Source organism: Pseudomonas sp. TAE6080 (genome assembly GCF_018732265.1).
Lineage (GTDB): Bacteria > Pseudomonadota > Gammaproteobacteria > Pseudomonadales > Pseudomonadaceae > Aquipseudomonas > Aquipseudomonas brenneri.
This window is the reverse complement of the sequence record NZ_JAHIDY010000028.1, coordinates 1-13,321: the sequence shown is the minus strand read 5'-3', so window position 1 is coordinate 13,321 and position 13,321 is coordinate 1. Positions and strand designations below refer to the sequence as shown.

The 13,321-nt window shown below is 55.9% G+C and carries 13 protein-coding genes and 1 pseudogene; 10 read left to right on the top strand and 4 right to left on the bottom strand.

The features are described from left to right. Positions 1 to 44 precede the first annotated feature (44 nt). The 10 genes and pseudogenes from KL786_RS19865 to KL786_RS30145 all read left to right on the top strand — a co-directional run. On the top strand, positions 45 to 1,508 hold the full coding sequence (locus tag KL786_RS19865) for a DNA cytosine methyltransferase (protein WP_215518698.1): 1,464 nt from the start codon (positions 45 to 47) through the stop codon (positions 1,506 to 1,508). 180 nt (positions 1,509 to 1,688) lie between these two features. Then, positions 1,689 to 2,195, top strand: a complete 507-nt coding sequence (locus tag KL786_RS19860; protein ID WP_038440759.1) for a hypothetical protein — start codon at positions 1,689 to 1,691, stop codon at positions 2,193 to 2,195. After that, positions 2,188 to 2,508, top strand: a complete 321-nt coding sequence (locus KL786_RS19855) for a hypothetical protein (RefSeq protein WP_038440756.1) — start codon at positions 2,188 to 2,190, stop codon at positions 2,506 to 2,508. The genes KL786_RS19860 and KL786_RS19855 overlap by 8 nt, the downstream gene beginning before the upstream one ends. 99 nt (positions 2,509 to 2,607) lie before the next feature. Then, positions 2,608 to 3,234: a hypothetical protein gene (locus tag KL786_RS19850; protein WP_215518697.1), complete on the top strand. Its 627-nt coding sequence runs from the start codon at positions 2,608 to 2,610 to the stop codon at positions 3,232 to 3,234. A gap of 342 nt (positions 3,235 to 3,576) precedes the next feature. Further along, on the top strand, positions 3,577 to 4,110 hold the full coding sequence (locus KL786_RS19845; RefSeq protein WP_252193785.1) for a hypothetical protein: 534 nt from the start codon (positions 3,577 to 3,579) through the stop codon (positions 4,108 to 4,110). A 49-nt stretch (positions 4,111 to 4,159) separates the two neighbouring features. Then, a complete protein-coding gene (locus KL786_RS19840; RefSeq protein WP_215518696.1) occupies positions 4,160 to 4,495 on the top strand; it encodes a hypothetical protein in 336 nt (111 codons plus the stop codon). Positions 4,496 to 4,719: 224 nt separating this feature from the next. After that, positions 4,720 to 4,941 carry a hypothetical protein gene (locus tag KL786_RS19835; RefSeq protein WP_215518695.1) on the top strand — a complete coding sequence of 74 codons (222 nt, stop codon included), beginning with the start codon at positions 4,720 to 4,722 and terminating at the stop codon, positions 4,939 to 4,941. A 2-nt stretch (positions 4,942 to 4,943) separates the two neighbouring features. Then, complete coding sequence (locus KL786_RS19830) at positions 4,944 to 5,159, top strand: DUF4224 domain-containing protein (RefSeq protein ID WP_029294919.1); 216 nt, start codon at positions 4,944 to 4,946, stop codon at positions 5,157 to 5,159. Then, on the top strand, positions 5,160 to 6,194 hold the full coding sequence (locus KL786_RS19825; protein ID WP_215518694.1) for a tyrosine-type recombinase/integrase: 1,035 nt from the start codon (positions 5,160 to 5,162) through the stop codon (positions 6,192 to 6,194). A 250-nt stretch (positions 6,195 to 6,444) separates the two neighbouring features. Next, positions 6,445 to 6,585, top strand: a pseudogene (locus KL786_RS30145) (tyrosine-type recombinase/integrase); the annotation flags it as partial. Positions 6,586 to 6,717: 132 nt separating this feature from the next. Here KL786_RS30145 and KL786_RS19820 read toward each other — a convergent pair. The 4 genes from KL786_RS19820 to ptsP form a co-directional block, all read right to left on the bottom strand. Further along, positions 6,718 to 8,547: an MOSC N-terminal beta barrel domain-containing protein gene (locus tag KL786_RS19820; RefSeq protein ID WP_215518693.1), complete on the bottom strand. Its 1,830-nt coding sequence runs from the start codon at positions 8,545 to 8,547 to the stop codon at positions 6,718 to 6,720. 37 nt (positions 8,548 to 8,584) lie between these two features. Then, complete coding sequence (gene chbG / locus KL786_RS19815; protein WP_215518692.1) at positions 8,585 to 9,346, bottom strand: chitin disaccharide deacetylase; 762 nt, start codon at positions 9,344 to 9,346, stop codon at positions 8,585 to 8,587. Positions 9,347 to 9,586: 240 nt separating this feature from the next. After that, positions 9,587 to 11,293 (bottom strand): N-acetylglucosamine-specific PTS transporter subunit IIBC, encoded by a 1,707-nt coding sequence (gene nagE / locus KL786_RS19810; protein ID WP_215518691.1) that lies wholly within the window; start codon positions 11,291 to 11,293, stop codon positions 9,587 to 9,589. Between the two features lie 25 nt (positions 11,294 to 11,318). After that, positions 11,319 to 13,321: phosphoenolpyruvate--protein phosphotransferase (ptsP, locus tag KL786_RS19805; RefSeq protein WP_215518690.1), on the bottom strand; the 2,003-nt coding region annotated here is incomplete at its 5' end.

Here is a 13,321-nt window from a genome sequence, read left to right as displayed (position 1 = left end):
TGCATCCGGTAACGCGGAGGGCGGCGCCTGACTGGAGATACACCGTGGAAATCACATACGGCTCAGTTTGCTCCGGCATCGAGGCGGCTACGCAAGGGTGGCACCCGCTAGGCATGCGCGCCGCCTGGTTCGCCGAGATTGAGCCGTTCCCCTCGGCGGTCTTGGCCCACCACTACCCCGACGTGCCGAATCACGGCGACATGACCAAGCTGGCCGCCCTGGTGCTGGCCGGCAAGATCCCGGCGCCGGACGTGCTGGTCGGCGGAACCCCATGCCAGGCCTTCTCGGTCGCCGGTATGCGCGAAGGCCTCACCGACCCGCGCGGCGCCCTCACCATCAAATACGTGGAGCTTGCAGATGCAGTTGACTATGTTCGCGCCGGCCAGCGAAAGCCCGCCAGCGTCATCGTCTGGGAGAACGTCCCAGGTGTCCTCAGCGACAAAGGGAACGCCTTCGGATGCTTTCTTGGGGCGCTTGCTGGGGAAGACTGCGAGCTGCAGCCTTCAGGGAAAAGGTGGTCGGACGCTGGTTGTGTGTATGGACCCAAAAGAACAATCGCATGGCGGATCTTGGACGCCCAATATTTCGGCCTGGCCCAACGACGCCGTCGTGTGTTCGTTGTCGCAAGTGCTCGAGACGGGTTCGATCCCACCGAGGTACTTTTTGAGCGCGAAGGCGTGCGCCGGGATACTGCGCCGCGCCGAGGCGAGGGGAAAGACGTTGCCTGCACCCTTGATGCTCGCACTGAAGGGGGCGGCTTCCCTGGAACAGATGGGGCAACAGGAGGTCATGTAGCTGCACCGCTTCAGTGGCCAAAGGTGTTTGGCGGCAACAACACAAGCGGTGAAATTTCTGTAGCTCCGGCTCGCAATGCATGCGCCAGCGCCAGCGGGAGGATGGACTTCGAAAGCGAAGCCTTTGTAGTGCACGGCACGCAAGACCCTTGTGTGAACATCGACCAGGCGCACGCCCTGGGCAGGAACAACGGCCAGGAAAACGCGGTGCTGGCATTCTCCTGCAAGGATCACGGTGCCGACGCCGGGGTGATTGCCCCCACCCTGCGCGCCATGAATCACTCAGGCAGCCACGCCAACGCCGGCGGCCAGGTTGCCGTCTGCATCACTGGCGACATCACGCACACGCTTAAGGCTGAGGGATTCGACGGTAGTGAGGACGGAACAGGCCGTGGGCAACCGATAGTTGCCTTTACCCAGAACAGCCGTAGCGAGGTCCGTCATATCGGCGGCGACGGTCAGATCGTTGGAGCTCTTGCAGCAGAGGCGGGAGCACAGCAGCAGAACTACTTGGCAAGCACCTCAATGGTCAGGCGACTGGTTCCAGTCGAGTGCGAACGCCTCCAGGGCATGGCCGATAATTACACCCAGATCCCATGGCGCGGCAAGCCTGCCAGCGAATGCCCGGACGGCCCCCGCTACAAGGCGATCGGCAACAGCAAGGCCGTCACCGTGGTTCGCTGGATCGGTAGGCGCTTACTCAAACAGCTCTGAATGCGCCGCCAAGCAGCGCCTGGAGAACCCCATGATCCGCCAATACCGATTCAGCGAGCTAATGGCTCGACTGACCAATGCTGAGTGGACGGTCATTCAAGATGCCCGAGGCAATTTGTGTTTATGCCGGTTGCCTACAGAGGCCGTCGGTTGTGATTTCTGATTATTTGGAGGTGGGTCATGAGTGAAGTGAAGCGGTTTTATGCAGAATTGGCTGAGGAAAATGACTACGGCGGATTTGTTCTGGCGTCCGATTTCGACCGGGTAACCGCCGAGCGTGACGCGGCGCTGGGGCGTGAGGCCAAGTTGATAGTTAATGCTGAAAGAGGAAAGAGAAAATTTCAGAAGCAATTGCAGCGATTGCAGGTTGCCGTAGGGCAGCGAAATACCTACAAGGGCCAGGTTATCGACCTTCAACATCGCCTGACCGCAGCTGACGCGCGTGTGGAGTTGTTGCGCAAGGCCCACCCATTCACCAATGACGTGGCGCACGACGTGTATGTGTGGCTGGAGATCGACGCCGCACTCAAGCCAGCAGAGGGACAGCTCAACCAGTGTGATGGCTGCCAGGCTGGTATTCCAGTTGTGAATGGCGCTCACCGCATGGGCAAACCTGGCGGCTACCCGGACCTGATTGGCTGCACGGCCAAGCTGTACAAACCAGTAGAGGGTGGTGGCGATGAGTGATATTTCTAAGCACCTTGATGAAGCGGAAAAGCATCTGGCAATTGCTGTTTCAATGATGCTCAAAGACGCGGGCAGCGCAAAGCGAATGCCCAGCGGCTCAATGTGGCTTGGGGCTTGGGGTGATGTGAGCAAGGCGACCAAGGCAATGCTCAGGGTGCGCTCCCTGGCAGAAAGGTTTCGCTTTATGGAGACGCTGCGCAAAAGAAAGCCAGGTGCGTTTGCAGCACAACCTGGCCAGGTAACACATGACTTGCAGACGGCAGAAACATACCACGAAATCGACCCTGTTTGCTCTGCATATTTTGTTCGCTGATGCAACGGCGAATGCATGGAGAACCTGTGATGCGCGCCCAACTCCCCGCCTACTGCTGGTGCCTGCTGGCACTGGCACAACTGATTTGCTGAGGTATTTATGAGTGACTTAAGCAAAAAACCGAAAGCCAATAATGCGCCCACGTATATGTGCCTGTATCCGGGCTTGGCAGAGATCGCTCGGGCAAACGGTTACGCGCTTGCCGTGCACGGCTCGCTTGCCCGCGATATGGACCTCATAGCCGTTCCATGGATTGACAGTCCATCCTCGCCAGAGGCTGTGATCGCCGCCATTGAGTCCGGTTACGGAATTCGCCGCATCGGTTATTTGACTGATGCACCGCATGGGCGAATGGTTCAGACGATAGGTATCCAGTTCGGGGAATGCTTCATCGATCTAAGTTTCATGCCTTCATCGGGTCTCAACTTCAATGCAGGAACCGAGTCAGACGACCATCCACAGGTCGAGCCGGTGGAGAGTTCGGTATTCAACGATCCACTTTACAACGCCGAGTCTGATGCCAGAAACGCATCTGCGCTGCTCGAAGAAGTACTTGAGTGGTTTGATGACGGTGTTGGCCGAAGCCCGTCGGAATTCAATTTGATGCGCAAGATCGGTGCTTGGCTAGGCAGAAGCGTTCCAAGTATTGATGGTGGCAGTGACGAGTGCGCTCACAGCGAGGCAAACAATATCGGCTGCCCTGAATGCGGGGAGGTTTTCAAATGATTAGCGAGAAACCAGAATTGCTGAACTGCCCATTTTGCGGAAAGGAACCGCGCTATGTTCCTGCAGATTACGTTGATAACCACGGTAGACCATGGCCATTCGCAGAATGCGATCCATGTAGCGTTGGCGCACCAGTAGAGTTTTGGAACAGGCGAGCCGGTGACGCTGCTCTACCTGCTCGGGTGTCTGTCGAAAGCGGCCCTCACTACAGTGATAACCCCGCATCAGAATACGGTTATCTGGCTGGCTGGAACGCCTGCCTAGACGAGCTGAAACGCCTCAACCCCTCTCTGTAACCCCTCCCCCTTCAAAGTCAGCCGCTATAGCGGCAAGGACGAAGTCATGCCTGAAGAAAAGATTACGTTCGTCAACAGCGAGCCAGCCAAGTGCGGCTGCAAGATGGAATTCAGCTCTGGCGGCGGGCACTACTCCGACGTGGTTCACGTTACTCCCTGCGAGGCGCACAGCGGCAGCAAGCCATTCGGGCCGGTCGAGGTGAAGCGCGATGCGGATGGCTGGTGGTATCACCCGAACATCCCCGAATTTGGCGAGGGTGAAGACCCGGCACCATACATTGCCTGGATCAAAGAGCGGGGCTTGGAGCTGAAAGGCTGGCACTCGGGCGACGAGACCTACGATCTTCCGGATGAGGATGCCGCGTGTACCGCCTGGAACCCTGAATCGCCCGGCCCTGAGTGGTTCTTGATGGGGATCTTCGATACCGAGGACGGCCCATATGTTCAATGGGCTCGCCGCGCCCCAGGCCTGCAACGTGAAGTCGAAGCAGTAGCCGCTGGCAAAGACTTCTGCGGTGCCTGCGGTGATGGCTGCGGCTCTTGCCAGGTTGCCGAGGAAAGCCCGCAGGTGACGCAATGAACGCCCCTCTCTGGTTCGCCTATGTCTTCATCTACAAGGGGCCGAGGCCATGACCGAACAGAACACCAAAGAATTTTATTCTACCGAGCAAGCCTCTCAGCATGCCGTCGACTGGTGCAAGCGCCATCCCGCATGGCGCCGGATCTGTGATATCCCGGATCACTCCGTATTCTTGAAAACCTACGATGAGATCCCCAAACGCGACCGCGCCTACTGGGACGAGAACGATGGCGAAGAATGCTGGCGGGAATTCGGGACCGCAGAGAGCAAGGTGCCAACGGGTTTCATATCTGGAAAGGGCGAGTTTTTCGACCACGTTCTCAAAGTGCCTCTCCATCACAACCTGATGATGGTTTTTCGCGTTGGCAGAAGCTGGCAACCGTAGCCCATCAGCCCTAACCCCAATCCCCCTACGCTCTTGCGTGGGAACGGCGGGCAGCGAATCACGCAAAAGAGTTCACCCAGCCATCTGAGGCCACTCAGCGTTTGCTCTGAAACATCTGGCTGGGCGAACAACAGAAGACTAGCTGCCTTTGATGGCCGCGTCCCTATCCACTTTCTGAATAATTCACCCTCACCTTCTGCCGCCCAGTGCGGCAAGGACACCCCATGTACGCAACGAAACTCACCCTGCTCATGACGGCCATCGTGTTGTACGTGGCGGGGTCCACCTTCTGGTTTTTCTGGCAGGTGCCGGAGCTGCTCTCCACCGGTACCGACCAACACCTGATCGCAGCATTCGCCGGCACCATCGCCTGGATGCTGCTCACCTTCGGTTTCATCATCCACATCATCAAGACAGCGCGGCCTACAGCGGGCGGCGGGAGGTAGGCATGGACGACATTCAGTTTCTATCGCATGAAGATGTCTGTGAGCTCACAGGCGCCAAGACGAAAGCCGGGCAGATACTTGTCCTGTCCCGAAATGGCATTCGCCACACCATCAAACGCAATGGCTGGCCATGCGTGATCTCCGCATCACTACTAGTTGGAAAACATGACCGGCAGCCCGAGAAAGTCGAATGGCAGCCTCGGATGGGAATTCAATAAATGGCAAGACGACCCACTAACCCCGGCAGCATTCCCCGATTGAGAAAGCGACTGCGCCCCGGGGGAAGGGTTTATTACTACTACGACGCAGGTGATAAGCCGCGCCGGGAGATCGCTTTAGGATCTGACTACGGTGCCGCAATTATTGAGTATGCCCGACTTGAAAAGAGCCGGGCCGCCAATGCAATCGTCGCCCAGGTGCTGACATTTGAGTACGTAGCGAACAAATACATGGATGAAGTGGTACCGACAAAGTCCATGGCCACCCAGAAAGACAACATTCGCGAGCTGAAGCAACTGCTGGTCTTCTTCAATGACCCGCCCGGGCCGTTAGAGGCAATCGAGCCGAAGCATGTTGTTCAGTACCTCCGCTATCGGTCGAAAACGGCAAAGGTGCGAGCCAATCGGGAAAAGGCTCTACTCAGCGCAATCTGGAACTTCGCGCGCCAGAGCGGCTATACGTCACTCGCAAACCCTTGTGCTGGGATCAAAGGGAACAAGGAGACCGGCCGGGACACCTACGTCGAAGACGAGATGCTCGCTGCGGTGTACCTGCATGCGGACCAGCCACTCAAGGATGCACTAGATCTGTTCTACCTCACCGCCCAGCGCATTGGCGACACACTGAAGATGGACGAGCGCGACTTACTCGATGGTCAGCTGCTCATCAAGCAGGGAAAGACCAGTGCGAAGCGCAGGATAGAGGTTGTTGGTGAGCTGAAGGTTGTCATTGACCGTATTCTTGAAAGGAAAAAGGGGCACAAGATTCGATCAACCAAGCTCGTTGTAATGGACAACGGACAGGCGATGACGGCAAGCATGCTCAGAGGGAGATTTGACGCGGCCAGGTTGAAGGCCGGGATTGAAAAGTCTGCGTTTCAGATGCGCGACCTGCGCGCAAAAGCTGCAACGGACAAGGAGGAATCGACAGGCAGCATCCGTGATGCACGAGACCAACTCGGGCATACAACTGTCGGAATGACAGAGCAATATATTCGGCGCCGCAAGGGCCTGAAAGTGCTTCCAACCAGGTGAGAATCCGTTCCGCAATTAATTTGGCACCCTTGAAAACAAAGGCCTTCAAGGCCTCGCTTTCAAAACAATTGCGGACCGGATACGACGATAACGTATTGATTTATATAGCTTTGAATGCGGACTTAAAATCCCCCGCTCGTAAGGGCGTCCCGGTTCGATTCCGGGTTCGGGCACCATCTCTCGTTCCACTGACAGCCAGTAAAGTCCGTGGAGCTCTTTAAAACCCGCCACTTGGCGGGTTTTTTTGTTTATGGCGCGCACTACAACGCCACTTTCTGAAGCCGCTTGTCGCACAGCCAAACCGCGAGACCGCGCCTATAAACTGTTCGATGGTGAAGGCCCACGTCGGATTGGCAAGAGGAACGGCTACCCCTGGGCTCGACTGCGATACGACGCTCAGCGAGCTCGATAGCCAAATACGGTAGCGGGCCGCACGGGGTCTTGCCCGGCAGTCGATGCTCGACATGCGCAGAGAGCAGCATTTTCTCCATGAGCTGGAAGTTTGAAACTCCTATACATCAAGTCACGCAGATTCTACTACCAAGTCTGTTAATGGAACCGCACAGCAGGCCAACACATGATTGCTCAGCTGTTCTTCTGCAGATAACGCTGATGCATTTTGTTGGTCAACGCGTCCAGAAACGACTCTAACTTTGCATTGCCCACAAAACCCTGCACGACATCCATAAGGTAGTTGCATACCCGCTTGCTCAGCCTGACGCAATAAAGGATGCTGATTATCGCCTAAGAGGGCGACTCCATTGACTATCAGGTTAACCGGCCTAAACTCGGCTTGAGGAACAATAGCAACGCTGAACGTTTCTTGATGATAATTCGATTCAGACACGCCGAGCATCAATAATTCATGCTTAGCATATTTCATGAATTCATCAGGGCCACAGGCAAACACCTGCCGTTCGTTTACCTTAGGAATCCTCCTGAGCATCTGAGTATCTAAGCGTCGCTTTGGCCCGTCCCATAATTCATCAGACCGGGTTAATGCAACAATAACTTTTAGATTAGGATTAACACTCTGAAGGTGTTCAATCTCTGATTTAAAAGCAATGTCCTCCCGAGTGCGGCATTGATAGTAGAGATAAATATCAATATGCTTTTTATTATCATAGAGGTAACGCAGCATAGAAATCATTGGCGTGATTCCGCTGCCCGCTGCAAGCAATAAAAGCTTATCAGCATTAATATCGAGATAGAATTCACCAGTAGGTGATTCCATAGCTAGCTTGTGCCCCACCTGCAAGTGGTCATGTAACCAGCTCGAGACACGCCCACCGGGCGCTCGTTTTACCGATATTGCATATAGCCCCGCGCGCGAAGGCGTTGACGATAGCGTATAGCGACGCGTGAAATACTGACCGTCTATTTTAAGCGTTATAGGAAGATGTTGCCCTGGAAGGTATGAGGGGAGTAAATTGCTATTTCCAGATTCAAACCAGAAAGTACAAATATCATGAGAGACGTTCTCCCGCTTAACACAAATCAGACTTAGGCTTTTAGTGGCACTGGCGTTAAATACCTCCCGAGGCTTCTCTTCTAAAACCTCGATAAAATCCCCTACCCTAATAACTCCTTCGTTGAGGGCAACAAGATTATGTCCGAATTTAACATTTCCTTGTTCATCACTTCTGAATTCAGCCAGTGTTTTTAACGGCTCTTTTTTTGCGTCGAAGGTTGTGCTTTTCGGGTCAATAGTTGTGAGAATACACCGTGTACAGGGTTTAACCCCCTCAAAGATAACGTCACCAATACGAATTCGCTTCCAGCTATCTTCATCGAAAGCATTCGCTCCACTGACCACTAGATTAGGTCTAAAATGGGTCATTGAGAAACGCTCAACGCTGCGCTCATTCAGCGCGGCCAGAGAGGCCTCACTGATAATAAGCAGAGGGTAACCGTCAGCGAAACTGATATTGAATGGAATAGCCTCACGCGTTCTATTTGATTGTTCACCGGTATAAAGTAGTTGCACGGGAGCGCTCAAAATAGCCGAAAACCATTGATTTGCCTCATCAGTGGTCGTAAAAGCAATAAAGTTATCCTTGAACACATTGGTGCTAGCCTCAAGCATCATAAAATCCGAATACTTTAATACGAGACGCTTGCATTGCGCATATGTTAAATACAACCCCTCCGCAAATAGCGTAGCGGTTATATTAAGTAATTGTGGGAAATCACGGGCTGTTATCATCGCGCCATTTTCACGCGCCACCATAAAGCGGCGATCGAACGCAATCCCCTGCTTCTCAACCCACACTTGTGATTGGCTGATTCCACCAGTCGACTTAACAGGATAAAATGTTATCTCAGTCAAACAAGGTTTATTCGTCAAGGTCACCTGACCCTCCGGATATTTTTAGGCCGCATTGAAATTATCAGATCGAAGAGTAGCTTTCTAAGCTATATCCGCGGGATATTATTTCTTTCCTGAGCGTCAGGGAGGTCAAAACATCAACTTCTTTAATCCGAGGGTAGCAATATGAACTCTTTAGAATGACATCATCTAAAAATGCGGGGTGACACATTATCTCAAGACTCATATCACCTCTCTTATCGGCACTTTCTAGTATTTGCAGAATAAGCGCCTCTGAAACGGTCTCTCCATAAAAACTGGAATCGAAATAATCGGTACTGCGGGAAGTATTTACTTGAATATTAAATTTTTCAGCTTCAGAGCGACCTATCCGTAAAGGCAATGATTTACTGCTTGCGAAGCGCTCAACCACGGGATAAATTTCTGGTCGCATATGCACAAAATGATGGCTGTCCAAATGTGTAGGGACTTTCCCAAAAATTTCTATGAACTTCTCAAATTGCGCATTTAATTCGACTGCTATCTCTGCGGGCTCCAGCATTCCCTTTTCTGCATATTCCCACAACCATTTACCTAGCTCCCCGGCTTCATTAACCAGACTTTTCATAGCCGTTAACGGACGTCCATAGGTCAAGACAAAGTGAAGCCCAACGCCTAAACCTGGGTTTTTCTGACTCAGTTCAGCTGCGTGTAACGCATAAGGAGAGGTAACCATGGCGGTTGTCGACGTGACGATGCCGTTATTATAGGACTCAACTATCCCGTAGTTCTGGCCTTTGCTCATGCCAAAGTCATCGGCATTAACAATTAAGATTTTTTTCATTTTGCTCCTCTCATCATTTTCAAGACTCCTCTGAATAGCGGGCTAAGGCTGAGAAGCGGAGTCTTGGGAGGCCTTACTGTTTTTTGAATACATCAGCGTCTCCCTAGGGAGCTCTGAAGTAGTCAGCGTTTTTTGATGCCGTCGTTGAATGAGGTCAAAAAACGCTGCAACACCATCCGAACTCAGAACACGCATTTATAGGCCCGACGGAAATTTCGGCGGTTTGGGCATACAACCCCTTTAAACGCCCGCCCCGGTCTGCTGAACACCGACCAACCGCTCAAGCGCCTCACCCACTCCTGTGGCCTTGTCACCAATCAACAAGTGCCAAACACCGCTTTCCAGTTGGCTGACACCTTGGCAACCCAGCGCAGTGAGATCAGCTTCGGACAACCCCGATTCATCCCCCAACTCCACCCGCAACCGCGTCATCGCCACCGCTTCCAACTGCCGCACATTCCCCCTGCCACCCAAGGCGCTCAGCCATTTCTCGGCTTCCTGCACACTCATCGCCACCGGCTTATCCACGGGCGCAATCGTCACAGGTGTTCTGGCAACAAACGAAGGCATGGCCAACCGAATCTCATCAGCAATGCTATCCGCCATCGGCCCGACCACCACCTGCAAACTCCCGCCGTTCCCTGGCCGCACAACAGCCATCGCGCCGAGTGCTTTCAGCTCAGCCTCCACCGCCTTGTTGCGATCCACCATGTCCAGGCGCAGGCGGGTGGTGCAGGCGCCGACGCTGAGCAGATTGTCAGCACCGCCCAGCGCGCGGATGTAGGCACTGGCCCGCTGGTTATCCGTCATCACCTCAGCCTGCACCACCTGAATATCTTCACGCCCCGGCGTCTTCAGGTTGAACCGACGAATGCAGTAGTTGAACACGCTGTAGTAGATCACCGCGTAAGCCACCCCTACAGGAAACACCAACCAACCATTGCTGGACTTGCCCCAACCCAGCACCATGTCGATCACCCCAGCGGCGAAGGTAAAGCCCAGGTGGATATTCAGCATATTGGTGACAGCCATCGACAGGCCAGTCAGCACCGCATGGATCAGATACAGGAATGGCGCCAGGAACATAAACGCGAATTCAACCGGCTCAGTCACTCCGGTCAAGAACGAGGTCAGCGCCATCGACAGGAAAATCCCGCCCATCACTTTGCGCCGTTCAGGCAGCGCATTCCGATACATCGCCAAGCACGCAGCGGGCAGGCCGAACAGCATCACCGGGAACATACCGGTCATGAACTGGCCGCCTTTGGGGTCGCCCGCGAAGTAACGGGCGAGGTCGCCAGTGACCACGGCGCCGGTCACCGGATCGGTAAAGGTGCCGAACACAAACCATGCCATATTGTTGAGGATGTGGTGCAGGCCAGTGACGATCAGCAGGCGGTTGACCACCCCAAACACAAACGCGCCGAGGCTGCCGCTTTCCATCAGCAGCACGCCGAAGCTGTCGATACCGTGCTGGATCGGCGCCCAGATCAAACCAAAAATCACCCCCAGTCCAACCGCACTGAACCCCGTGATAATCGGCACAAACCGCCGCCCGCCAAAGAACGCCAGGTACTCCGGCAACTTGATGTCCTTGAAGCGGTTATACAGCCCGCCTGCCATCAAGCCACTGGCGATACCGGCAAGCATGCCCATGTTGATGGAGGTGTCCATCCCCTTGAGCGTGGAGACCATCACCAGGTAACCAATCGCACCGGCCAAACCCGCCGTGCCGTTGTTGTCGCGGGCAAAACCCACGGCGATGCCGATGGCGAAGATCAGCGCCAGGTTGGCGAAAATTGCCTGCCCGGCGTCGTGCATCACTGCGATGTTCAGCAGGTCGGTGTCGCCCAGGCGTAGCAGCAGGCCGGCGATCGGCAGGATCGCGATCGGTAGCATGAGTGCGCGGCCCAGGCGTTGCAGGCCTTCGATGAAATGTTGATACATGGCATGTCTCCTTTTGTTGTTGTTATCAGTTCAGCGGCCAGTGGTGTTGACAGGCTTGGCGGACGGCTTTGGCGCTGCTCAGGTCGAGCAGGCCTTGGCTCAGTTGCCGGCATTGCGCCGCGTCCAGGTGGCGGACGCGGTCCTTGATTTCACCGATCTGCGGCGGGCTCACCGACAGCTCGCTGACGCCCAGACCGACCAGCACCGGCGTAGCCAGCGGGTCGGAAGCGAGGGCTCCGCACACGCCGACCCAACGCCCATGCTTGGCCGCACCGGCGCAGGTCTGGGCGATCAGCCGCAGCAGCGCCGGGTGCAACGCATCGACCCGCGCGGCGAGGCCGGCGTGGTCGCGGTCCATGGCCAGGGTGTACTGGGACAGGTCATTGGTGCCAATGGACAGAAAGTCCGCGTGCTTGGCCAGTTGCTCGGCCATCAACGCAGCGGCGGGCACTTCGATCATCACTCCCAGTTCGGGGCGTTGGGTCAGTTCCAGTTCGGCACCCAGTTCATCGAGGCGCTGGCGAATGTGCAGCAACTCGTCGACTTCGCTGACCATCGGCAACAAGATCCGGCAGCGTTGCAGCGGGCTGACTTGCAGCAGGGCACGCAGTTGCTGGTCGAGCACCTCAGGGCGGACCTGAGCCAGGCGAATACCACGCAAGCCCAGCACCGGGTTGGTTTCGACCGGCAGCGGCAGATAATCAAGCTGCTTGTCGCCGCCCACATCGATGGTGCGGATGATCACCGACTTGTCGCCCATGGCATCCAGCACGGCTTGGTAGGCCTGGCGCTGTTCCTGCTCATCCGGCGCGGTGCGGCGGTCGACGAAGAGGAATTCGGTGCGCAGCAGGCCGACGCCATCGGCGCCGTTTTCAAAAGCAACCTGGGCTTCGGTGCTGGAGGCGACGTTGGCGGCCACTTCGATGGTCGTGCCATCAATGGTGTTCGCCGGCTGCTGGGCCTGGGCCTGTTGCTGTTGGCGACGCAGCTTCTGTGCGTCGCGAATCTGGTGCACTTCGGCGTGGCGCGCTGCGGTGGGTTCCAGTTCCAGGCGACCGTTGACAGCGTCGAGGACCACGCGTTGACCTTGGGGAACGTCGAGTACTTCGGCGCCCAGCGCCACCACACACGGCAAGCCTTTGCCACGGGCCAGAATCGCCACATGGGAAGTCGCGCCGCCTTCGGCCATGCAGATGCCGGCAGCCTCCTGGGCACTCAATTGCAGCAGGTCAGACGGCGTCAACTCGTGGGCGCTGACGATCGCGCCGGCAGGCAATCCGAAGTGCCAGGCTTCACCCAGCAAAGCTCGCAATACGCGTTGTTGCAGATCCCGTAGATCGTTTGAACGCTCGGCGAACAGTGGTTTGCCCAAACCCAGCAACACCCCGCATTGCGCCTGGATCGCATCGCGCCAGGCGTGAGTAGCGGCGCTGCCGTTTTCGATGGCGTGGGTAGCCGCTTCCAGCAGTATGGGGTCCTCCAGCAAGGCGAGATGCGCCGCGAAGATATCCTCTTCCTCGACGTTCTTACGCTGGCGGGCATGCTTGAGTGTCGTGCGGATTTCGCTGCGCACTTGCTCCAACGCTGCGTCCAGGCGTTGCAGTTGTTCGTCGGCAGAATGGTTGCCGGTGTCGGCCAGCAGTTCGATACCGGCCAGGCGAAACAGCGGCCCGTAGACCAGTCCCGGCGCAGCACACACACCTTGCAGCACATCGGCTTCAATGTTTGCTCGGCGTGGAGCGACGATGGCAGGGGCTTGGTGTTCTTCTTTAATGACGGCGGATAAGGCCGCGACCAACGCCTGCAACGCCACCTCGGCATCCTTTCCGAGACAGCTCACACGGACTTCATCACCTTCGCCAATGCCCAGGCCCATCAACCCGATCAGGCTGTCGCACGACGCTGACTTGTCGCCGAAATGCAGCTGCACCTGGCTACTAAAACCCTGCGCGGCCTTGCGCACTAATGCCGCCGGCCGCGCATGCAAACCGCCGCGATGGGTGATACGCACGCTGGCGCTGGCATGTG

Bases quoted from the DNA above. Each gene is read 5' to 3' on its own strand.
- nagE (WP_215518691.1), bottom strand. From the start codon at position 11,293: ATGTATCAACATTTCATCGAAGGCCTGCAACGCCTGGGCCGCGCACTC.
- KL786_RS19830 (WP_029294919.1), top strand. From the start codon at position 4,944: ATGGACGACATTCAGTTTCTATCGCATGAAGATGTCTGTGAGCTCACA.
- KL786_RS19850 (WP_215518697.1), top strand. From the start codon at position 2,608: ATGAGTGACTTAAGCAAAAAACCGAAAGCCAATAATGCGCCCACGTAT.
- KL786_RS19860 (WP_038440759.1), top strand. From the start codon at position 1,689: ATGAGTGAAGTGAAGCGGTTTTATGCAGAATTGGCTGAGGAAAATGAC.
- KL786_RS19855 (WP_038440756.1), top strand. From the start codon at position 2,188: ATGAGTGATATTTCTAAGCACCTTGATGAAGCGGAAAAGCATCTGGCA.
- KL786_RS19845 (WP_252193785.1), top strand. From the start codon at position 3,577: ATGCCTGAAGAAAAGATTACGTTCGTCAACAGCGAGCCAGCCAAGTGC.
- KL786_RS19840 (WP_215518696.1), top strand. From the start codon at position 4,160: ATGACCGAACAGAACACCAAAGAATTTTATTCTACCGAGCAAGCCTCT.
- chbG (WP_215518692.1), bottom strand. From the start codon at position 9,346: ATGAAAAAAATCTTAATTGTTAATGCCGATGACTTTGGCATGAGCAAA.
- KL786_RS19825 (WP_215518694.1), top strand. From the start codon at position 5,160: ATGGCAAGACGACCCACTAACCCCGGCAGCATTCCCCGATTGAGAAAG.
- KL786_RS19835 (WP_215518695.1), top strand. From the start codon at position 4,720: ATGTACGCAACGAAACTCACCCTGCTCATGACGGCCATCGTGTTGTAC.